The organism is Amycolatopsis plumensis (genome assembly GCF_042652605.1).
Taxonomy (GTDB): domain Bacteria; phylum Actinomycetota; class Actinomycetes; order Mycobacteriales; family Pseudonocardiaceae; genus Amycolatopsis; species Amycolatopsis plumensis.
The window spans coordinates 1,970,535-1,989,017 of record NZ_JBHSJY010000001.1 but is presented as its reverse complement, the minus strand read 5'-3'; the positions used below and the strand labels follow the sequence as shown (position 1 = coordinate 1,989,017).

Annotated in this window: 20 protein-coding genes; 8 read left to right on the top strand and 12 right to left on the bottom strand. The window is 70.7% G+C overall.

Annotated elements, in window-relative coordinates:
- The first annotated feature begins 72 nt into the window (after positions 1 to 72).
- The 4 genes from ACFPLC_RS09220 (at position 73) to ACFPLC_RS09205 (ending at position 2,355) form a co-directional block, all read left to right on the top strand.
- Positions 73 to 405 (top strand): transcriptional regulator, encoded by a 333-nt coding sequence (locus ACFPLC_RS09220; protein WP_199199691.1) that lies wholly within the window; start codon positions 73 to 75, stop codon positions 403 to 405.
- Between the two features lie 20 nt (positions 406 to 425).
- The gene (locus ACFPLC_RS09215) at positions 426 to 1,484 is read left to right on the top strand and encodes a zinc-binding dehydrogenase (protein WP_378199613.1); all 1,059 of its coding nucleotides are present in this window, start codon (positions 426 to 428) and stop codon (positions 1,482 to 1,484) included.
- A gap of 80 nt (positions 1,485 to 1,564) precedes the next feature.
- Positions 1,565 to 1,732, top strand: a complete 168-nt coding sequence (locus ACFPLC_RS09210; protein WP_378235778.1) for a hypothetical protein — start codon at positions 1,565 to 1,567, stop codon at positions 1,730 to 1,732.
- A complete protein-coding gene (locus tag ACFPLC_RS09205; protein ID WP_378199616.1) occupies positions 1,732 to 2,355 on the top strand; it encodes an alpha-ketoglutarate-dependent dioxygenase AlkB family protein in 624 nt (207 codons plus the stop codon). Before ACFPLC_RS09210 ends, ACFPLC_RS09205 begins: the two co-directional genes overlap by 1 nt.
- Here the strand turns inward: ACFPLC_RS09205 and ACFPLC_RS09200 are convergent.
- Positions 2,352 to 2,930 carry an ArsR/SmtB family transcription factor gene (locus ACFPLC_RS09200; RefSeq protein ID WP_378199619.1) on the bottom strand — a complete coding sequence of 193 codons (579 nt, stop codon included), beginning with the start codon at positions 2,928 to 2,930 and terminating at the stop codon, positions 2,352 to 2,354. The two genes, ACFPLC_RS09205 and ACFPLC_RS09200, sit on opposite strands and share 4 nt — an antisense overlap.
- A gap of 76 nt (positions 2,931 to 3,006) precedes the next feature.
- On the opposite strand from ACFPLC_RS09200, the gene ACFPLC_RS09195 reads away from it, so the two are divergent.
- Entirely contained in the window at positions 3,007 to 3,360 is a 354-nt protein-coding gene (locus tag ACFPLC_RS09195) for a hypothetical protein (RefSeq protein ID WP_378199621.1), read from the top strand.
- Positions 3,353 to 3,598 carry a hypothetical protein gene (locus ACFPLC_RS09190; protein WP_378199624.1) on the top strand — a complete coding sequence of 82 codons (246 nt, stop codon included), beginning with the start codon at positions 3,353 to 3,355 and terminating at the stop codon, positions 3,596 to 3,598. The genes ACFPLC_RS09195 and ACFPLC_RS09190 overlap by 8 nt, the downstream gene beginning before the upstream one ends.
- 32 nt (positions 3,599 to 3,630) lie before the next feature.
- On the opposite strand, the gene ACFPLC_RS09185 is transcribed toward ACFPLC_RS09190, so the two are convergent.
- The 5 genes from ACFPLC_RS09185 to ACFPLC_RS09165 are packed head-to-tail and all read right to left on the bottom strand — an operon-like array spanning position 3,631 to position 7,869.
- The gene (locus tag ACFPLC_RS09185; protein WP_378199627.1) at positions 3,631 to 4,467 is read right to left on the bottom strand and encodes a 5-oxoprolinase subunit C family protein; all 837 of its coding nucleotides are present in this window, start codon (positions 4,465 to 4,467) and stop codon (positions 3,631 to 3,633) included.
- The gene (locus ACFPLC_RS09180) at positions 4,464 to 5,075 is read right to left on the bottom strand and encodes a 5-oxoprolinase subunit B family protein (protein WP_378199630.1); all 612 of its coding nucleotides are present in this window, start codon (positions 5,073 to 5,075) and stop codon (positions 4,464 to 4,466) included. Before ACFPLC_RS09180 ends, ACFPLC_RS09185 begins: the two co-directional genes overlap by 4 nt.
- Positions 5,072 to 5,821, bottom strand: a complete 750-nt coding sequence (locus ACFPLC_RS09175; protein ID WP_378199633.1) for a LamB/YcsF family protein — start codon at positions 5,819 to 5,821, stop codon at positions 5,072 to 5,074. Before ACFPLC_RS09175 ends, ACFPLC_RS09180 begins: the two co-directional genes overlap by 4 nt.
- 1 nt (position 5,822) lies before the next feature.
- Entirely contained in the window at positions 5,823 to 6,617 is a 795-nt protein-coding gene (locus ACFPLC_RS09170; RefSeq protein WP_378199635.1) for a putative hydro-lyase, read from the bottom strand.
- A 10-nt stretch (positions 6,618 to 6,627) separates the two neighbouring features.
- The gene (locus tag ACFPLC_RS09165; RefSeq protein ID WP_378199638.1) at positions 6,628 to 7,869 is read right to left on the bottom strand and encodes an MFS transporter; all 1,242 of its coding nucleotides are present in this window, start codon (positions 7,867 to 7,869) and stop codon (positions 6,628 to 6,630) included.
- Positions 7,870 to 7,985: 116 nt separating this feature from the next.
- Here ACFPLC_RS09165 and ACFPLC_RS09160 point away from each other — a divergent pair, with 116 nt between their 5' ends.
- Positions 7,986 to 8,708, top strand: a complete 723-nt coding sequence (locus ACFPLC_RS09160) for a GntR family transcriptional regulator (RefSeq protein WP_378199641.1) — start codon at positions 7,986 to 7,988, stop codon at positions 8,706 to 8,708.
- A gap of 193 nt (positions 8,709 to 8,901) precedes the next feature.
- On the opposite strand, the gene ACFPLC_RS09155 is transcribed toward ACFPLC_RS09160, so the two are convergent.
- The 6 genes from ACFPLC_RS09155 to ACFPLC_RS09125 all read right to left on the bottom strand — a co-directional run bounded on the left by ACFPLC_RS09155 (position 8,902) and on the right by ACFPLC_RS09125 (position 17,128).
- Positions 8,902 to 10,266, bottom strand: a complete 1,365-nt coding sequence (locus tag ACFPLC_RS09155; protein ID WP_378199644.1) for a ricin-type beta-trefoil lectin domain protein — start codon at positions 10,264 to 10,266, stop codon at positions 8,902 to 8,904.
- Entirely contained in the window at positions 10,263 to 12,122 is a 1,860-nt protein-coding gene (locus ACFPLC_RS09150; RefSeq protein ID WP_378199647.1) for a ricin-type beta-trefoil lectin domain protein, read from the bottom strand. The genes ACFPLC_RS09155 and ACFPLC_RS09150 overlap by 4 nt, the downstream gene beginning before the upstream one ends.
- The gene (locus tag ACFPLC_RS09145; RefSeq protein ID WP_378199650.1) at positions 12,119 to 13,186 is read right to left on the bottom strand and encodes a ricin-type beta-trefoil lectin domain protein; all 1,068 of its coding nucleotides are present in this window, start codon (positions 13,184 to 13,186) and stop codon (positions 12,119 to 12,121) included. Before ACFPLC_RS09145 ends, ACFPLC_RS09150 begins: the two co-directional genes overlap by 4 nt.
- A 73-nt stretch (positions 13,187 to 13,259) precedes the next feature.
- The gene (locus tag ACFPLC_RS09140) at positions 13,260 to 14,471 is read right to left on the bottom strand and encodes a family 16 glycosylhydrolase (RefSeq protein WP_378199653.1); all 1,212 of its coding nucleotides are present in this window, start codon (positions 14,469 to 14,471) and stop codon (positions 13,260 to 13,262) included.
- A gap of 337 nt (positions 14,472 to 14,808) precedes the next feature.
- Positions 14,809 to 15,756, bottom strand: a complete 948-nt coding sequence (locus ACFPLC_RS09135; protein WP_446681647.1) for a cold-shock protein — start codon at positions 15,754 to 15,756, stop codon at positions 14,809 to 14,811.
- 136 nt (positions 15,757 to 15,892) lie between these two features.
- The gene (locus ACFPLC_RS09125; protein ID WP_378199656.1) at positions 15,893 to 17,128 is read right to left on the bottom strand and encodes an ROK family transcriptional regulator; all 1,236 of its coding nucleotides are present in this window, start codon (positions 17,126 to 17,128) and stop codon (positions 15,893 to 15,895) included.
- Between the two features lie 132 nt (positions 17,129 to 17,260).
- Between ACFPLC_RS09125 and ACFPLC_RS09120 the strand changes: the two genes are divergently transcribed.
- Entirely contained in the window at positions 17,261 to 18,448 is a 1,188-nt protein-coding gene (locus ACFPLC_RS09120; protein ID WP_378199659.1) for an ROK family transcriptional regulator, read from the top strand.
- Positions 18,449 to 18,483: the final 35 nt, after the last annotated feature.

Below are 18,483 nucleotides of genomic sequence, written 5' to 3'. Positions count from 1 at the left end.
GGCCCTTCCGATCTTGCGAACCTGCGCCTACGCTCCAATGTTCTGTAAACGGGAGTGCTTCGGAGCGTTGTGATGACCGGTCAGCGAACACGCACCATCGACCGGGGGGAACAGGCGGAGCTGAGCCGGCTGCTGGCAGCCGGACCGTTCGACGTGGCCCTGCGGGCGGCGATCCGGGCCCGCGGCCTCGGCCTCGAGCGGATCCGCTATCGCTTGCGCGGCAGGGGAACCACGGTCAGCCTGGCCACCCTCAGCCACTGGCAGTCGGGACGGTGCCGGCCCGAGCGGCCGGAATCGTTGGAAGCCCTGCGGAATCTCGAGGACATCCTGAACGTGCCGGACGGCTCGCTCAGCAGGCTCCTCGGGCCGCCGCGGGCGCGAACGCGGTTCCACGCGCTCAATTGAGCGGCGGTTAGGCTCGCGCCATGCGAGCTGTCGTCATGGAGGAGTTCTGCGTCCCGCCCGTCGTGCGGGACGTGCCGGAGCCGGTGGCCGCGCCGGGCGGTGCGGTGATCGAGGTCGACGCCACCGGCGTCTGCCGCAGTGACTGGCACACCTGGCAGGGGCACGACGCCGCCGTCACGCTGCCGCACGTCGCCGGGCACGAGCTCGCCGGCCGGGTCGTCGCGCTCGGCGAAGGCGTCCGCGGCTGGGAGCTCGGCGCGCGCGTCACCGTGCCGTTCGTCTGCGCCTGCGGTTCGTGTGCCCAGTGCGCCCGCGGTGACCAGCAGATCTGCGACCGCGAGTTCCAGCCCGGCGCCACGCACTGGGGGTCGTTCGCCGAGCGCGTCGCCATCGAGCACGCGGAGACGAACCTGGTCGCGCTGCCGGACTCGCTCGGCGCCGCCGAAGCCGCGGCGCTGGGCTGCCGGTTCGGCACGGCGTTCCGCGCGGTCCTGCGGCAGGGGCGCGTCACCGCGGGGCAGTGGGTCTCCGTGTACGGCTGCGGCGGGGTCGGGATCTCCGCGGTGCTGCTGGCGGTCGCCGCGGGCGCGAAAGTCGTCGCCGTGGACGTCTCGGCGGCGGCGCTGCAGCTCGCTGCCAAGTCGGGTGCCGCGGTCACGGTCGATTCCTCGGCGTTCGACGGTCCCGAAGCCGTCGCCGCACACGTCCGCGAGCTGACGGGCGGGGGCACGCACGTCTCGCTCGACTGCCTCGGCTCGCCGTCGACCTGCGCGGCGTCGGTCGGCAGCCTCCGCAAGCGCGGCCGGCACGTCCAGGCGGGGCTGATGCCGCCCGCGCAGGGCATCGCGCCCATCCCGATGCACCGCGTCATCGGCGGCGAACTGGAACTGGTCGGCATCCACGGGCTCCAGGCCCACGAGTACCCGGAGCTGCTGCGCGTCGTCGAGACGGCGGGCATCGACCTCGCCGCGCTGATCGGCAGGCGCATCGGGCTCGACGACGTCCCGGCCGCGCTGGCCGCGATGAACGACCCCGTTCCGGCGCAGGCGGGCGTCACCGTCGTGACTTTCCGTGACTGATCGGCGTCGCCGTGGTCAAGAGACCCGTTCGTAGCTGATCCACGCTGGCTTGGAACATTCAGGTGTGGGAACGTCGACTCATGGTGGCCCAAAGCGAGGGGACGCGGCCGCAGGGCCGCCCCACTGGTCCATTGGGGCGGCTCCTGCGGCTGTTCGCCACCGCGGGTGTCACGTTCCGCAGTCACCACGTGGTGCCCTCGCCGATCACCGAACGTGTGCGGCGGGAGTCTGCGGCACAATCGAAGTGATGGACGCTCTCCTTCCGCGCCCGCGCGCCGAACTCGCGCCCGGGGCGGTGCACCTGCCCGACTGGCTCGGCTTCGACGAACAGCGCGAGCTGATCGCGGCCTGCCGCGGCTGGTCCGGCTACCGCCACACCCGGCTGCCCAACGGCGGCGTGATGTCGGTGAAGTCGGTCTGCCTCGGCTGGCACTGGTACCCGTACGGCTACTCGCGCACGACCGGCGAAGGGACACCGGTGCTGCCGTTCCCGGACTGGCTCGGCGACCTCGGCCGCCGCGCGCTGGCGGCCGCGTACGGCGAGGCCCGGCCTTACGAGCCGGACATCGCGCTGGTCAACTTCTACGACGCCACCGCGAAGATGGGGCTGCACCAGGACAAGGACGAGCGCAGCCTGGAGCCGGTGGTGTCGTTCAGCCTCGGTGACGCCTGCGTGTTCCGCTTCGGCAACACCGAGACCCGCGGCCGGCCGTACACCGACGTCGAACTGCGGTCGGGCGACGTGTTCGTGTTCGGCGGCCCGTCCCGGCTCGCCTACCACGGCGTGCCGAAGACCCTGCCGGGCACGGCGGACCCGGCGCTGGGCCTCGACGGCCGGCTGAACATCACGCTCCGGGTGTCCGGCTTCTAGTCCTCTGTGGAATCTTCCTCCGGTACCACGATGAACCGCACGGAGACGGCCCGCGAGCCTTCGGGATGCTGCCCCGGCTCGGTGGCGTACTTCCACACCAGGTCCTGGTACTCCTCGACGAAGGACGTCACCTGCTCCTTCGTCAGGTGCAGACCGGCGCGGTGGATCTGGTTCCAGCCCGCGGAGCTGTCGTAGCCCGCGTAGGCCCGCGTGACCAGGCTGAGGTCGTGACCCATCTTGAGGGCGCCGAGCTTGAGCATCGCCTCGCGCTCGTCCGGCGCCAGATCGAGGCCGGGCGGGGTGTAGATGTCCTTCGCCCGCGACTTCCACCAGCGCTCGCGGCCGTCGCCGCGGTCCACGAGCTCCTCGATCAGGTCCAGGTCGGCGAGCTTGCGGAGGTGGTAGCTGGTCGTCCCGGTGCTCTCGCCGAGCGCCTTCGCGACGCTCGTCGAGTTCGCTTCGCCGTGTTTGCCCAGGTAACTGAGGATGTCCCGGCGCACGGGATTGGCCAGTGCCTTGTAGAAGGCCTTCAGGTCCGCGCCGGTCAGGACGCGCTTTTCGGGACGTTCGACCACGCCGTGAGCGTACTACAGAGATTGTTTGCAAAGAATCTCTGCAATCGCTACCGTGGATCGCAGATCGGGGGTTGCGATGAAGAAGCTGTTGTGGGCGGCGGGGTTGGGGCTGCTGCCGTGGATCGCGGTACTGGGGACGACGCTGCCGGACGTCGTGGCGGCGCAGCACTGGCGGCTGGCGTGGACGGGCTTCGACGCGGCGGAGGCGGCCGGCCTGCTGCTGACCGCCTGGCTGCTGGGCCGCGGTGACGCGCGGACGCCGCTGGTCGCGACGGCCACGGCGACGCTGCTGCTGGCCGACGCCTGGTTCGACGTGGTGACGGCCGGCGACGACGTGGTGTTTTCGCTGCTCATGGCCGCTTTGGAGGTGCCGCTGGCGCTGGCGTGCCTGTCGGTCGCCGCGCCGCGGCCGGTGCCGGCGCATGTCTGAGCTGGACGCGCGGTTGCGCGACCGGATCGACGACCAGGTCGCCGAGGCCCTGGACGCCTACCTCGCCGAGCTCGCGGAGGCGCGGCCGCGACGGCCGCGGCGCGCGTGGCCCGTGGTGGTGACGGTGACACTGGGGGTCGTCACCACCGCGCTGGACCCGCGCGTGGCCTGGGCGGCGTGGCTCGCGATCGCGGTCACCAACGTCGCCTGGCTGCTGGTCTGCCGCGGCCGGTCGTGAGTGGTAAGGAGGGTTAGAACCCTCCTTACCACTCACGAGGCGGGACGGAAGCGGACGGTCTGGCCGGGGCGCAGCTGGGCCGCGAGGTCGAGGTCGTCCTCCTCGACGACGGCGATCACCGGGTACCCGCCCGTCGTCGGGTGGTCGGCGTGGAACAGGATCGGCCGGCCCGACGGCGGCACCTGCAGCGACCCCGGCACGCACGCCTCCGACGGCAGCTCGTCGTGGCGCGCGCGAGCCAGCGCCGGCCCGGTCAGCCGGATGCCGACGCGGTCCGAGTCCGGCGACACCGTGTACACAGTGGACAGCAGCTCGTCCGGGGCGGTGAACCAGTCGCGACGCGGGCCCGGCGTCACGCGCAACACCGGTTCCGCCGGAAGGGCCGCCCGGGGGGCCAGGTCCACCACCGGGAACACGGCCGGCGCCGGGCCGATCGGCAGCAGCATCCCGGCCGTCACCGGGGGCGGACCGAGCTTCCCGAGCGTGTCCGTCGCGCGGGAACCCAGCACCGGCGGCACGTCGATCCCGCCGCGCACCGCGACGTAGCACCGCAGGCCCGACTCCGCGGTGCCCAACGCCAGTTCTTCGCCCGGCCACAACGTGATCGGCCCGTTGAGCCCGCCCTTCGAGAGCGGGCAACGAGCGCCGGTGACCGCCACCGTCGTCACGGCCGACGCGCGCAGCACCAGCCCGCCGAGCGTGACCTCCAGGGCCGCGGCCCCGGCCGGGTTCCCGACGAGCCGGTTGGCCAGCCGGAACGACCCGCGGTCGGCCGCGCCGGAACGCCCGACGCCGAGGGCCGCGTGCCCCGGGCGGCCGAGGTCCTGCACCGTCGTCGCGAACCCGGGCCGGACGACTTCGAGCTTCACGACCGCACCGCCGTGAACCGGACCCGGGTGCCCGGCGGCAGCAGGTTCGGCGGGTCGCGCTCGACGTCCCACACCGGCACGTCCGTCCGGCCCAGCAACCGCCAGCCACCCGGCGACGCGCTCGGGTAGACCGCGCTGTACTCGCCGGCGATTGCCACCGAACCCGCCGGGATGCGGGTGCGCGGCGACGACCGCCGGGACACGTGCAGGGCGGGGTCCGAGCCGGTCAGGTAGGCGAAACCCGGCGCGAAGCCGCAGAACGCCGAGACGTACGTCCCCGCGGTGTGCCGCGAAATCAGCGAAGCCACGCTCAGCCCCGCCTCCGCGGCGGCGTCGGCCAGGTCTTCACCGTCGTACACCACCGGGATCACCACCTCGCCCGCCTCGGCCGCCACGCTGTCCACAGGGGACACCTGACGCAGCAGGGCGCCCAGCCGTTCCGCGTTCGTCACCGAAGGGTCGAAGCGGACCAGCAGCGTCCGCGCCGCCGGGACCAGCTCCTCGACGCCGGCCAAGCCGAGGCGGGACACCGCCGTCTGGTACCCCAGCACGTCACCGGTTTCCACCAGGACCGCGCGCCGCCCGCACGGCAGCAGCCGGACGGTCATCCGGTGAACGCGCCGAGCTGGATGCCCGCCCCGGTCAGCGCCGCCTCGATCCGCCGGGCCAGCTCGACCGCGCCCGGCGTGTCCCCGTGCACGCACAGGGAGTCCGGGCGCACTTCGAGCTTGGTGCCGTTCTCCGCCACGACGCCGCCGGTCGCCATGCCCACCGCGCGCTCGGCGACGACGTCGGCGTCGTGGATGATCGCGCCCGGCTGCTTCCGCGGCACGAGCTTGCCGTCCGCGGTGTAGGCCCGGTCCGCGAACGCCTCCGCGTACGCGACGACCCCGGCTTTCTCCGCCTCCCGCTGCATTTCCGAGTCGGGCAGGCAGAGCAGCGCCAGCGCGGGGTCGTAGCGGCGCAGGCCCTCGACGATGGCCGCCGCCTGCTCGGCGTCCACCGCCGCTGTGTTGTACAACGCGCCGTGCGGCTTCACGTACGTCACGCGGCTGCCGGCCGCGCGGGCGAACGCGTCGAGCGCGCCGATCTGGTAGAGCACTTCGTCCGCCAGGTCGTCCGGCGCGATGGCGAGCGCGCGCCTGCCGAAGCCCGCCAGGTCGCGGTAGCCGACGTGCGCCCCGATCGCGACGTCGCGCTCGGCCGCCAGCTCGCACACCCGCCGCATCACCGACGGGTCGCCGGCGTGGAAGCCGCACGCGACGTTCGCGCTGGTCACGATGTCGAGCATGGCTTCGTCGTCGCCCATCTTCCAGGCGCCGAAGCCCTCGCCGAGATCGCTGTTCAGGTCCATTTCAGCCCACCCGGTATTCGCTGTCGTACCGATCGGTGATGAACATGTACCCCGGTGCGTGGGTGATCGCAAAGGGGGGCCGGGACGCCATCAGCGCCGCCTGCGGCGTGACCCCGCAGGCCCAGAACACCGGGACGTCACCGGGTTCGGCGTCCACCGGATCGCCGAAGTCCGGCCGGGCCAGGTCTTCGATGCCCAGCGCGCCCGGATCGCCGATGTGCACCGGGCCGCCGTGCACGGCGGGCATCGCGCGGGTGATCCGGATGGCCGCGTCGACCTGGTCTTCCGGGATCTGCCGCATCGACACCACCATCGGGCCGAACAGCCGCCCGGCCGGTTCGCACGACCGGTTCGTCACGTACATCGCGACGTTGCGGCCCTGGTCGACGTGCCGCAGCGGGATGCCCTCGGCGGCCAGTGCCGTCTCGAACGTGAAGCTGCAGCCGAGGGAGAAGGCGACCATGTCGCTGCGCCACAGGCCGGTCGCGTCCGAGACCTCGCCGGCCAGGACGCCGTTCTGCCAGATCCGGTAGCGCGGCAGGTCGGTGCGCAGGTCCGCGCCCTCGGCGAGCCGGGTGGCCGGGTCGCCGGGGTCGGTGACGTCGAGCACCGGGCAGGCCTGCGGGTTGCGGGTGCAGAACAGCAGGACGTCGTAGGCCCAGTCCTCGGGCACGGCGATCAGGTTGGTCTGGGTGAAGCCGGTGGCCCAGCCGGTCGTGGGGTGGGCGGTGCCGGTGCGGAACGCCGCCCGCGCCTGCGCCGGGGTGTACGTGGCCGGTTCGTCAAAGGTCGTCATGAGTTCCCCCTCAATCGACGAGTTCGATACCGCGGGTCTCCGGGAGGCCGAGCAGTGCGAGCACGGCGATGCCGTAGCCGACCGCGCCGATGACGATCGCGCCGCCCGCGCCGAGGTAGCCGACGATGCTCGGGAAGATCGCGCCGACCGCGCGGCCGAAGTTGTACGTGAAGCCCTGCCCGGTGCCGCGCAGCGCCGTCGGGTACAGCTCGGCGAGGAACGCGCCGAACCCGCTGAAGATCGCGGACATCGAGAAGCCGAGCGGGAAGCCCAGCACCAGGATCAACCCGTTGGCGCCCTTGGGGATCTGCGTGTACGCGACGATCAGCACGGCGGACAGGACCGCGAACGTCATGAAGGTCTTCTTGCGTCCCAGCAGGTCGGTCAGGTAGCCGCCGCAGACGTACCCGATGAACGCGCCGGTGATCAGGAAGACGAGGTAGCCGCCGGTGCCGATCACGGTCAGGTCGCGCGTCTTCTTCAGGTAGGACGGCAGCCAGGTGTTGATCGCGTAGTACCCGCCCTGGACGCCGGTGGCCAGCAGCGAGGCGAAGAACGTCGTCCGCAGCAGGTCGGCCCGGAAGATCTTGCCGAGCGAGCCGCGGGTGCGTTCGGCGACGCGGCGCTCCTCCGCGCGCGGGGCGTCCTGCACGCTGCGGCGGACCCACAGCACGAGCAGCGCCGGGATGACGCCGGTCCAGAACATGATCCGCCAGGCCACGTCGTCGCTCGCGAAGCTGAAGACGATCGTGTAGACGATGACCGAGAGGCCCCAGCCGACGGCCCACGCGCTCTGCACGAACGCCACGGTCCGGCCGCGGTACTTGGCCTGCGAATACTCCGCGACCAGGGCCGCGCCCGCCGCCCACTCGCCGCCGAAGCCCAGGCCCTGCAGCGCGCGGAAGACCAGCAGTGTCTCGAAGTTCGGCGCGAAGCCGCAGAGCACGGTGAAGATCGTGTACATCGCGATGGTGATCTGCAGCGTCCGGACGCGGCCGATGCGGTCGGCGAGGATGCCGGCACCGACGCCGCCGATGGCCGACACGACCAGTGTCGTCGTGCTGAGCAGCCCCGCCTCGCCGCTCGAGATGCCGAAGAACGCGGTGATCGCGGCCAGGCCGAGCGGCAGGGTCTGGTAGTCGAACGAGTCCAGGCCGTACCCGCCGAACGCGCCGAGGAAGGCGCGGCGTCCGCGTTTTCCGAGCGTGCGGAACCAGTCGAACGGCCGGGCCTCGGTAGCTGTGGCAGTCATGGGCACCTCCTGGCCAGTGTCTCTCATCGTGGCGTGCCTCACACGGTAGGGATTGTTGAACAATTCCACAAGATGCTCATTGGATCGTCCCCCGAGTGGCGGGTAGCCTTGGTCTCGTGGTCATCGAAGACAGCGTCGTCCCGGGCCTGGAGGCCGACCGCGGCCTGGTCACGCGCAAGAGCACGGCCGAACGGGTCGCCGGCGTCCTCCGCAAGCGCATCGCGGAGGGCTTCTTCCTGCCCGGCGGGCGGCTGTCGGAGCAGGACATCGGCAACGCGCTCGGCGTCTCCCGCAACACGCTCCGCGAAGCGTTCCGGCTGCTCACGCACGAACGGCTGCTGACCCACGAGCTCAACCGCGGGGTCTTCGTCCGCATCCCGAGCGTCGAGGACGTCGTCGACATCTACCGGGTGCGCAAGATCATCGAGTGCGCCGCGGTGCGCGGGCTGAAGGCCAAGCCGGCGTCCTTCTCGCGGATCAAGGAGAAGGTCGAGATCGGGGACGAGGCCGCGCGCACCGGCAACTGGAAGGACCTCGGCACCGCGAACGTCTGGTTCCACCAGGAGCTGGCCGCGCTGTCGGGCAGCGAGCGGGTGAACGAGCTGGTCGGCAGGCTGACCGCCGAGCTGCGGCTGGTGTTCCACATCATGGCCGAGCCGCGGCGCTTCCACGAGCGCTACCTGCCGCGCAACCACGAAATCCTCGACCGCATCGAGGCCGGCGACGGGCCGGGCGCGGAGCAGTTGCTGCTGAAGTACCTCGACGACGCCGAAGAGCAGCTGGTCGCCGCGTACGCCGACCGGGCCGAAGCGGCCCGCGCGGCCATCGCGGCGGAGTGACCGAAACGGCCCCCATGTCACATGGGGGCCGTTTGGGCAGGGTTCGCGTCCGGACGGCCCGAGCACGAGCCGGACGCGACCGCCGGTCGATAACCTCGGGGGCGGTTCCGCCGCCGGAGACCCCCAGCGGCAGGCGGGACCCCACGCTGCCGGGTCGCCGCTTCCCCAGGGCCGCGGCCCGGCAGCCCTTCGCTCAGCCGGCGTAGCGGGCGAAGATCCTCGTGAAGTCCCACGCCTGCTGGGAAACCCCGGAACAGGTGTCGTTGTTCGGGTACCCGCCGGGGCACGGGCGGTCGCGGTTCGCCGACCAGAATGTCAGCCGGGCGAGGTGGTGGGTGTTCGCGTAGCCCAGGATGGTCGTGAAGTCGTTGAGCGTGACCGTCTCGCTGTTGTCGGTGATGCCGTTCATCGACGAGATGCCCATGTGCCGGTAGGCGGTGTCGTCGTCGTAGCCGTACGCGCTCTTGACCACGTTCTTCAGACCCTCGGCCGCCCGCTGCGTCAGCGTGCCCATGTTCTGGCCCGCGCCGCCGAAGTCGAACGGCATGATCACCCAGCCGTCGACCGTGAGCCCGGATTGCGCCGCGCGGTTGACCAGGCTGTTGTCCGGTCCGGACTGGCCGGTGCCGAAGGTGACGTAGATCTTGATGCCCGGATTGTTCGCCCGGACCGTCTTCAGCGCGTCGACCGTGCGCTGCTGCACCGTCGGGTTGCTGTAGGCGTCGGCCTCGATGTCGATGTCGATCGCCTTGAGGCCGTAGGCGTTGATCACCTTCTGGTAGCCCGCCGCCAGCTCACCGGCGCTGCCGCACGACGACTCCAGCTTGTTGCCGGAGTAGCCGCCGAACGACGGGATGACGTCGCCGCCGTTCGCCCGGATCGTGGTGATCGTGCTCTGGTCGACGCCGCCGGTGAGCGCCCGGCCGCCGTCCCACTGCGGGTTGCAGTAGCCGTTGGACAGGATGAACGCCAGCGTGAACCACTTGACGCCGGTGGCGTTCATGATCGTCGCCGGGTTCGGCGGGTCGCCCCAGCCGTTGTAGAGGTAGGGGGCGACGGCCATCGCGCCCGGCCCGGGCGGCGGGGTGGTGCCGCCGCCGCTGGGCAGCGTCCACTGCTGGTTGGCCGTGCTCGCGCAGGTCCAGATCTGCAGCCGGGTGCCGTTGGCGCTGGAGTTGCCGGTGGCGTCGAGGCATTTGCCGGAGCCGGTGTTGACCAGGTTCTTCGCCGCGTTGGCCGTCCACTTCTGGGCGCCCGAGCCGTTGCAGTCCCAGAGCTGGACCGTCGTGCCGTTCGCCGTGCCCGCGCTCGTGACGTCGAGGCACTTGCCCAGCGCCTGCAGGGAACCGTCGCTGCCGACCGTCCACTGTTGAGCGTTCGTGCCGTTGCAGTCGTAGAGCTGGATCGCCGTGCCGTTCGCGGTGCTCGCCGCGTTGACGTCGACGCACTTGCCGGCGAGGCCGGTGATCGGGCCGGTCGCCGCCTGCGCGACGCCCGGCGCGAGCACCAGCGCCGAGGCGGCCGCTACGAGCGCACCGAATGCTGCGAGTTTCTTCATGCAGGTACGTTCCACTTCTGGTTGGCGGCGCCGGTGCAGGTCCAGATCTGCAGCCGGGTGCCGTTGGCGCTGGAGTTGCCGGTCGCGTCGACGCACTTGTTCGAGCCCGCGCCGACGATGTCCTTGGCCGCGGTGGCCGCCCACTTCTGGTTCGCCGTGCCGCCGCAGTCCCAGAGCTGCAGCTGCGCACCGTCCGCCGTGGACTGCCCGGTGACGTCGAGGCACTTGCCGAGCGCGCGGATGGTGCCGTCCGTGCCGACGGTCCACTGCTGGGCGCCCGAGCCGTTGCAGTCGTAGAGCTGGACCGCGGTGCCGTTGGCGCTGTTCGCGCCCGCGACGTCGATGCACTTGCCGCCCAGGCCGGTGATCGGTCCGGTCTTGCCGGTGCCACCGCCGGTGCCCTGGGTGCCGTTCCAGGTGAACGTCGCCGACGTGCGGCCGGGCAGGCTGTAGGTGAACGAGGAGCTGCCCCAGTTCACCCGGACGTTCTGGGCGCCGGTGCCGGAGTTGTAGGCGATCAGCGCCTTGGAGCCGTCCGGGTTCTTCCAGGCGACGTTGCGGACGGCCGAGCTGTCGTTCGAGTCGATCCGGTACGCGCCCGGCTTCACGAACTTCGTCAGGTGACCCATCGTGTAGTACTCGACGGTGTAGTCGACCTGCCCGCTGCGCGAGTCTCCGTTGTGGACGGTGATCAGGCCGGTGCAGGTACCGCAGCCGCCGTTGTGCGGGCCCATGTTCTGGTCGACGCCGAGGCTCCACTTGACGAAACTCTTCGACCAGTTCCGGGTGTAGTCGACGATGTTGTTCATGTCTTCGGCCTGCTGGTTCGAGATCCAGGTGCCGCCGGAGTGCTCGGTCGAGTAGGCGTTGACGTTCGGGTACTGGTTGTGCGTCGTCGTCTGCTGGGCGATGTCCCCGCCGTAGCCGTGCCAGGCGACACCACCGAAGTTCGGGTGGTTGCGGATGGCCGCGTCGTCCAAGGTGGGCGCGCCGTACGACGCGTAGGTGTCCCAGTTCCAGTCCAGCGCGAGGACCTTCGTGGACAGACCGGCGTTCTGGAGTGCGGGCAGCAGGTTGTTCTTCGCGAAGTACGCCAGCCCGGCGCCGTTCCAGTTGGTCGACGGGTAGCTCGCGCAACACGTCGGCTCGTTCTGCATCGAGACGTAGTCGATCGGGACACCCGCGTCCCGGTAGGCCTGGAGGTACTTGACGAAGTACTGCGCGTAGACCGGGTAGTACTGCGATTCGACCCAGCCGAGCAGGTAACTGTCGTTGTCCTTCATCCACGGCGGCGCGCTCCACGGCGACGCCATCACCTTGGCCTGCGGGTTGAGCTGCTTGGCCTGCTTGGTCAGCGGCAGCACGTCGGCCTGGTCGTGGGCGATCGAGAAGTGCGTCAGGTTGGGGTCGGTCTGGCCGGCCGGCATGTCGTCGAAGGTGTAGCTGTAGCGGGCCAGGTCGGACGCGCCGAGCGGGTTGCGGATGAAGCTCAGCCCGATGCCGCTGTTCGGGTCGAACAGCTTGCGCATGGTGTCGTCTCGGGTGGACTGGGACAGCGCCCCGCTGGAGTTCATCAGCCAGGCCGCGGTGTCCGTGAAGGACGCTCCACCGCCTTCGAACTGCTGGTAGGTCGTGTTTTCGTTGACGTTGATGGTCACGCCGCCGCTGCCGGTGCCGGCGGCGAACGTCACCGGCGTCTGCTGCTGGAGGCCGCGGGTGACCTGGCGGCCGCCGGCGTCGCTGGTCGTGGTGAGCCAGATGTTCACGGTTTCGCCCGCGGCCTGCGCGGGCGCGGCGAGGGTGGCCGCGGCGACGGCGGTCACCCCGAGCATCGCCAGGAGAGAGCGTTTTCTCATGGGAGCGTCCACTTCTGGTTGGCGCCGGAACCGCAGGTCCAGATCTGGAGCCGGGTACCGTTGGCGCTGGAGTTGCCGGTGGCGTCGAGGCACTTGCCGGAGCCGGTGTTCACGAGGTTCTGCGATCCGTTCGCCGTCCACTTCTGGGCGTTGGATCCGTTGCAGTCCCACAGCTGGGTCGGTGTTCCGTTCGCGGTGCCCGCGCTCGTGACGTCCAGGCACTTGCCGAGGGCTTTCACGGTTCCGTCGCTGCCCACTGTCCACTGTTGAGCGGTGGTGCCGTTGCAGTCGTAGAGCTGGACGGCGGTGCCGTTGGCGTTGTTCGCGCCGGCGACGTCGACGCACTTGCCGCCGATCCCGGTGATCGCGCCGGCGTTCTGCGTGGGCGGCGTCGTGGTGCCGCCGGCGAACTGGGTGGCGACCTGCTCGCCGAGGCTGACCGCGTTGGCGTGGTTCTCGATCGGGTTGACGTGCGTGTTCGGGAACACGATGTACGTCACCGGGCCTTCGGTGCCGCCGTTCTTCGGGTCGGGGTTGATGCCGAGGCTGACGGCGGTGGCGTAGGACGCCTCGCCGATGATGCTCGTCGGCCCGGTGTCGCCGACCACGGCGTAGGTGACCTGGTTGTTGTAGATCACCGCCACCACGGAACCGCCGTCGATGCCGTAGTTGCGGTAGTCCCAAGTGGACGTCGGCTGGGGGAGGACGATGTACGGGAGCTGGGCCGCGTTGAGGGGCTGGTCGGTCGAGGTGTGGAACGCGGTGTCGGGGTAGAAGCAGCAGTCGGTGTTCTCGTTGCACTGCGTGGTGCGGACGCCGTCGCAGTCGATGTCCATGTCGGCCGTGAAGAACACCGCGCCGTTCGCCTGGCAGACGGGCACGGTGGCCGCGCCGCCTTCGTCGAAGGAATACTTCCCGTTAGAGATCTGTTGGCAGGACTGGGTTTTGGCGAGCAGCTGGCTCGCGGACGGACCGGCTTCGACGGCCGCCTGGGCGGAGCCGGTCGTCAGGAAGGAAAGCGCTAACAGGGCACACCCCATTAGCGCGACGAGAATTCGCCGCACTTCGGTTCTCCTTATGGGGTCGTGAGTGCGTAACAGTGTTAGAACACTGTTACGCACTCACGAGGGGGTGGGGTCAGGGAGTGGTCCACTTCTGGTTCGCGGCGCCGGTGCAGGTCCAGATCTGCAGGCGGGTGCCGTTCGCGCTGGAGTTGCCGGTGGCGTCGAGGCACTTGTTCGCGTTGGGGTTCACGATGTCCTTCGCGCCGGAGATGGCCCACTTCTGCGCGGCGGTGCCGTTGCAGTCGTAGAGCTGCACCGCTGTTCCGTCCGCGGTGCCCGCGCCGCTGACGTCCATGCACTTGCCGAGGGCGCGGATCGTGCCGTCGGTGCCGATCGTCCAGTTCTGCGCGGCGTTGCCGTTGCAGTCGGTGATCTGGATCGGCGTGCCGTTGGCGGTGTTCGCGCCGGCGACGTCGACGCACTTGCCGCCGATGCCGGTGATCGTGCCGGTCCGGCCGCCGCCGCTGCTCGAGGTGTTGGTGACGTGGACGTAGTCGACGATCAGCTGCTGCGGGAACTGCGTGCTGCTGTTGGGGTCGCCGGGCCAGTACCCGCCGACGGCGAGGTTGAGGATGATGAAGAAGTTGTGGTCGTAGACCCAGCGGTTGCCGTTGAGGTCCGACGGCGTGCGCGTCTGGTAGAGGTTGCCGTCGACGTACCACTTGATCTGGTTGGGGGCCCAGTCGATGGCGTAGGTGTGGAAGTCGTCGGAGAAGTTCGGGCCGTTGTAGGCCGCGCCGATGCCGCCGGAGCCGGAGTAGCCGGGGCCGTGGATGGTGCCGTGCACGGTGTTCGGTTCGAACCCGACGTTCTCCATGATGTCGATTTCGCCGTCGGTGGGCCAGTTCCCGCCGCCGAGCATCCAGAAGGCCGGCCACATGCCCTGGCCCCGCGGGAGTTTCATGCGCGTTTCGAAGTGGCCGTAGGCCTGGCTGAACTTGCCGGCGGTGTTGAGCCGGGCGGAGGTGTACTCGCAGCGGCCGTACCAGCAGTTGTAGTTGCCGGGGTTTTCCTTCTTGGCGGTGATGACGAGGTGGCCCTGGCCGTCGAGCTGGGCGTTGTTGGTGCCGGAGGTGTAGTACTGCCGCTCGTGGTTGTTGACGTTGTCGCCGGTCTCGAGCTGCCACTTCGACCCGTCGACGCCGGCGCCCGCGGGGCCGTTGAAGTCGTCGGTGAAGGTGGCGGCCGCTTCGGCCGGGGCCATCGTGAGGGCTTGCTGCCCGAGCAGGAGCAGGGAGCAGGCGGCGAACAGTGCCGCCCAGCGGTTCTTTTTGAAGGGGGACATCGTTGTCTCCTCTTTCACCGTGGGGAACGGCGTTCCGCGCGCAGCACGGAACGCGGGGAGGGGAGGTGGCCTCGCGTGCCGGGGCGGCGGCAGGCGCGACCGATCAGCCGGCGCTCGCGGTCCTGGGCGGGTCGGACGTGGCGAGCACCGGCGGGCGCTTTGTTGTGTCTGGCAACAAAGTATGCATGGTCCAGACAAGGCGGGCAACACTCGCGCGGGTCATTTTTTTCAACCCGAATTAAGGGGTGGTGGGTGACTGGTTGCGGGTCCTGTGCTGGGTCCCGCTCAGCGGGGCACTCTCGTCGGGAAGTGATCAGCCGGCGGTGGGGCCGCCTCTTCAGAGGCGTTCGACGCGGTCGGCCTGCGGGCCCCGGTCGCTCTGACGCACCGCGTACCGGACCCGGTCACCCTTCTGCAGCGGCTCCGACCCCATGATCACGGACGCGTGGGCGAAGAGATCGTCGCCGCCTGCGTCCGGGGTGATGAAGCCGAAGCCGCGGTCGGCGTCGTAGCGCGCGACGACGCCCTCGCCGCCTCGTACGGGCACGTCCCGCGCCGCCGGCCCTGCGGCCGCGGCAGGGGCCGGCCGCCGCGGCGCCGTCTGGGGCTCGGCGCCCCGGACCAGGTGCACGTCGCGGGCCTGCGGGCCCTTGTCTCCACTGGCCACCTCGTAGGCGACGCGGTCGCCCTCCGCGAGCCACGTCAGCCCCTCGGCCAGGGCCCGGGCGTGAACGAAGACGTCGCCGGCGCCGGAGTCGGGGTTGATGAAGCCGAAGCCCTTGTCCTCGTCGTACCAGGCCACCGTGCCGTCGGCACCGTCCGCGATATCGGCCGCAGCGGGTGAGCCGGCCCCGGCTCCCAGCGGGATCACGTGCCCGGCCTGCGGGCCGCGCTCGCCTTCGACGATCAGGAAGGCCACCCGCTGCCCCTCGGTGACCACACCGCCGGTCACGATGGCGGAGCTGTGCACGAAGACGTCGGCGCCGCCGCCGTCCGGCGACGCGAAGCCGTACCCCTTGCCCGGCTCGTACCAGTTGATGGTGCCGAGCAGGCCCACGGCGCTGCCGGTGGCCGCATCGGCCGTGATGCGAACGCGCAGCGCCTGGGGGCCGCGGTCGTTCTCGCCGACCTCGAACACGACGGCCTGACCCTCGCGGAGCATTTTCGCGCCGCTGTCCCCGACGATCTCGGAGGCGTGCACGAACACGTCCGGCGAGCCGTCCTCGGGCGCGAGGAAGCCGAAACCCCGTTCGGCGTCGAACCAACGGACGGTCCCTTGCGGCATCAACGGCTCCAGGTCGAGAGGGCGGGCACTGGCCCCCAGTCTCTCTGACCGACCTCGCGGTCCGCCGGCCGGGCCCACAGGTGGGAGGGGCGGGCCGTTGGTTCACCTGGCGACACGCCGAGTTTTGGGACCAGGTCTAAGCCGCGTCGGAGTCCGGGGCTCCCGGCTTGGCCAGCCTCGAGGTCGCTCCCTGCTCCAGCAGGTCCGCCACCGGGAGCGTCGCCGCTCCGGTGGCCACCGCGTCCAGGCCCAGTGAGCCCAGCTGGATCGATGTCTGGCTGAACGGGTGCCGCAGGGCGTGCCCGGCCGCGGCCGCGCGGATGGTCGGCAGCAGCTGCTCGCCCAGGGCCAGCCCCGCCCAGCCGCCGATCACGATGCGCTCCGGGTTGAACAAGTTGATCAAGTTGGCGATGCCCGCGCCCAGGTAGCCCGCCGTCTCGTCGAGTACGCGCGCTGCCGTCTTCGACTTCGGTGCCGCCGACAGCAGGGCCGAGAACTGGGCCTGCTCGTCCTCGCCCGTGATGTCCTTGCCGCGGGCCCGGCGGTACCGCGCCAGCACCGCGCCCGCCCCGATGTACGCCTCCAGGCACCCGCGCGCGCCGCAGCGGCACTCCTGGCCGCCGTACGCGATCGTCGTGTGGCCCCACTCGCCCGCGCTGCTCGTCGAGCCTCGGTACGTCGTTCCGTCCGTCACCACCGCCGCGCCCACGCCCGAGCCGATCAGCGCGATCACCGCGTGGCGCGCCCCCCGGCCCGCGCCGAACCACATCTCCGCCTGGCCCTGCGTCTTCGCGCCGTTGTCGATGAACAGCGGCAACCGGACGCCGGCGTCGTGCAGCAGCGAAGCGAGCGGGACGCCGTCCCAGCCGACCGTCGGGGCGTGGACCAGCACCTCCGTGCCCTGCTCGACCGTGCCCGGGACGCCGATGCCGACGCCCAGCACACCCGATTCGTCGATGCCCGCGCTCGCGAACACCTCCCGCAGCCCGGACGTCACCTGCTCGACCGCCGTCGCCGGATCGGGGGCCTTCGGGAGGGGGTGCTCGACCGTCGCCAGGCGGCTCATCGCCAGGTCGAACAGCTCGACCTTGACGCCCGTTTCCCCGATGTCGACGCCGGCGACGTGCCCGTACGCCGGGTCCACCCGCAGCAGCACCCGGGGACGGCCGCCGTCCGATTCGACCTGGCCGGCTTCGGTGATCAGGCGTTCTTCGCCCAGTTCGGCGGTCACGTTGCTCACCGTGGCGGCACTCAATCCGGTGAGCTGGCTGAGTTCGTGCCTCGACAGCGGGCCGTCGAAGTACAGTTTCGACAGCAGCAGGGATCGGTTGTGCCGCCGCAGATCACGGACGGTGGTGCGCTTGCTCGCCATGGGCAACCCATCTAACTTCTTACCGGCTCACTGACAGGATGCCTGATCGCCGTAAGTTGTGGCTATGTATTAAGTGGTGAACTAAGTCCCGAACCCATGGTGGCGGGGCCGCGATCTGGCAGAATCCTCCCGGTGACCCAGGTGGTGCGCCAGACGACCCGTGACCTCAGGCGGCACAACCGCGCGGCGCTGCTCTCCTCGCTCTACCTCCGCGGTCCCGTCAGCAGACTGGAACTGGTAGCTGAATCGGGTCTGTCCGCCGCCACCGTTACCAACGTCGTCTCCGAGCTCATCGCGGACGGCGTCGTGGCGGAGGCCGGATCGGTCGAATCGGACGGCGGACGGCCCCGGACGCTGCTGGCCGTGCGGCCGGACTTCGGGCACGTCGTGGGCGTCGACGTCAGCGAGACGCACGTCGAAGTCGGCCTCTTCGACTGCGCGCTCGGCACCCTCGGCACCGTGCGCCACCCGCTCGTCGGCACCCGGCTCGATCCGGAAGAAGTGGCCGGCCTGGTGCGCACGGGCATCGCCGAAGTGCTCGAAGGCGGCGATCCCGACGTGGTGTTCGGCGTCGGCATCGGCGTGCCGGGCGCGGTCCGCGACGGCGGGATCGTGCACGCGCCCACCCTCGGCTGGCGAGGGGTGGACTTCGCCGAGCTGATCCACCCCCACATCCAGGCGCCCCTCCACCTCGACAACCGCGCCCGGACGCTGGGCCAAGCCGAGACCTGGCGCGGGGCCGGCCGGGGCGCCGAACGCGCCATCGTCGCCCTGCTGGGGGTCGGTGTCGGGGCCGCCGTCGCCACGGCCGGGCGGTCGCACCCCGGCATCACGACCAGCGAGTGGGGCCACACCGTCGTCAAGGCGGCCGGTGCGGCCTGCCGGTGCGGCTCGCACGGCTGCCTGGAGGCCTACGTCGGCACCGAGGCGGTCGTCCGCCACTACGCCGACCGCGTCGGCAAGGAACCGGTCATCGGGGACGAAAGCGACGTCGAGCTGGCGCACATCGTCGCCGAAGCCCAGGGTGGCGGCCCCGCCGCCGACGTGCTCGCCGAGACCGGCGAGTACCTGGGCATCGGCATCGCCAATCTGATCAACCTGCTCAGCCCCGATCGGGTGGTGCTTTCCGGCTCGGCGGGGGCGATCATGGGGCAGGCGATCCTCCCGGCGGTCCGGGACGCCGTCGAGCGGCACGCCCTGGACTACCTGGCTGAGCGCACCGAGGTTGTCCTGGGCCGGCTCGGGCCCGAGGCCGTCGCGCTGGGTGCCGCGACCCTGCCGATTGCTCAGCTGCTCGCGAACGGCGGACGCATCGGCTGAATCCCTTACGCAGCAAGGAATGATTCAGAAAATAG

Bases quoted from the DNA above. Each gene is read 5' to 3' on its own strand.
- ACFPLC_RS09190 (WP_378199624.1), top strand. From the start codon at position 3,353: ATGTCTGAGCTGGACGCGCGGTTGCGCGACCGGATCGACGACCAGGTC.
- ACFPLC_RS09135 (WP_446681647.1), bottom strand. From the start codon at position 15,756: ATGCCGCAAGGGACCGTCCGTTGGTTCGACGCCGAACGGGGTTTCGGC.
- ACFPLC_RS09180 (WP_378199630.1), bottom strand. From the start codon at position 5,075: ATGACCGTCCGGCTGCTGCCGTGCGGGCGGCGCGCGGTCCTGGTGGAA.
- ACFPLC_RS09165 (WP_378199638.1), bottom strand. From the start codon at position 7,869: ATGACTGCCACAGCTACCGAGGCCCGGCCGTTCGACTGGTTCCGCACG.
- ACFPLC_RS09205 (WP_378199616.1), top strand. From the start codon at position 1,732: ATGGACGCTCTCCTTCCGCGCCCGCGCGCCGAACTCGCGCCCGGGGCG.
- ACFPLC_RS09210 (WP_378235778.1), top strand. From the start codon at position 1,565: ATGGTGGCCCAAAGCGAGGGGACGCGGCCGCAGGGCCGCCCCACTGGT.
- ACFPLC_RS09150 (WP_378199647.1), bottom strand. From the start codon at position 12,122: ATGAGAAAACGCTCTCTCCTGGCGATGCTCGGGGTGACCGCCGTCGCC.
- ACFPLC_RS09175 (WP_378199633.1), bottom strand. From the start codon at position 5,821: ATGGACCTGAACAGCGATCTCGGCGAGGGCTTCGGCGCCTGGAAGATG.
- ACFPLC_RS09195 (WP_378199621.1), top strand. From the start codon at position 3,007: ATGAAGAAGCTGTTGTGGGCGGCGGGGTTGGGGCTGCTGCCGTGGATC.
- ACFPLC_RS09170 (WP_378199635.1), bottom strand. From the start codon at position 6,617: ATGACGACCTTTGACGAACCGGCCACGTACACCCCGGCGCAGGCGCGG.
- ACFPLC_RS09215 (WP_378199613.1), top strand. From the start codon at position 426: ATGCGAGCTGTCGTCATGGAGGAGTTCTGCGTCCCGCCCGTCGTGCGG.
- ACFPLC_RS09220 (WP_199199691.1), top strand. From the start codon at position 73: ATGACCGGTCAGCGAACACGCACCATCGACCGGGGGGAACAGGCGGAG.
- ACFPLC_RS09140 (WP_378199653.1), bottom strand. From the start codon at position 14,471: ATGTCCCCCTTCAAAAAGAACCGCTGGGCGGCACTGTTCGCCGCCTGC.
- ACFPLC_RS09125 (WP_378199656.1), bottom strand. From the start codon at position 17,128: ATGGCGAGCAAGCGCACCACCGTCCGTGATCTGCGGCGGCACAACCGA.
- ACFPLC_RS09155 (WP_378199644.1), bottom strand. From the start codon at position 10,266: ATGAAGAAACTCGCAGCATTCGGTGCGCTCGTAGCGGCCGCCTCGGCG.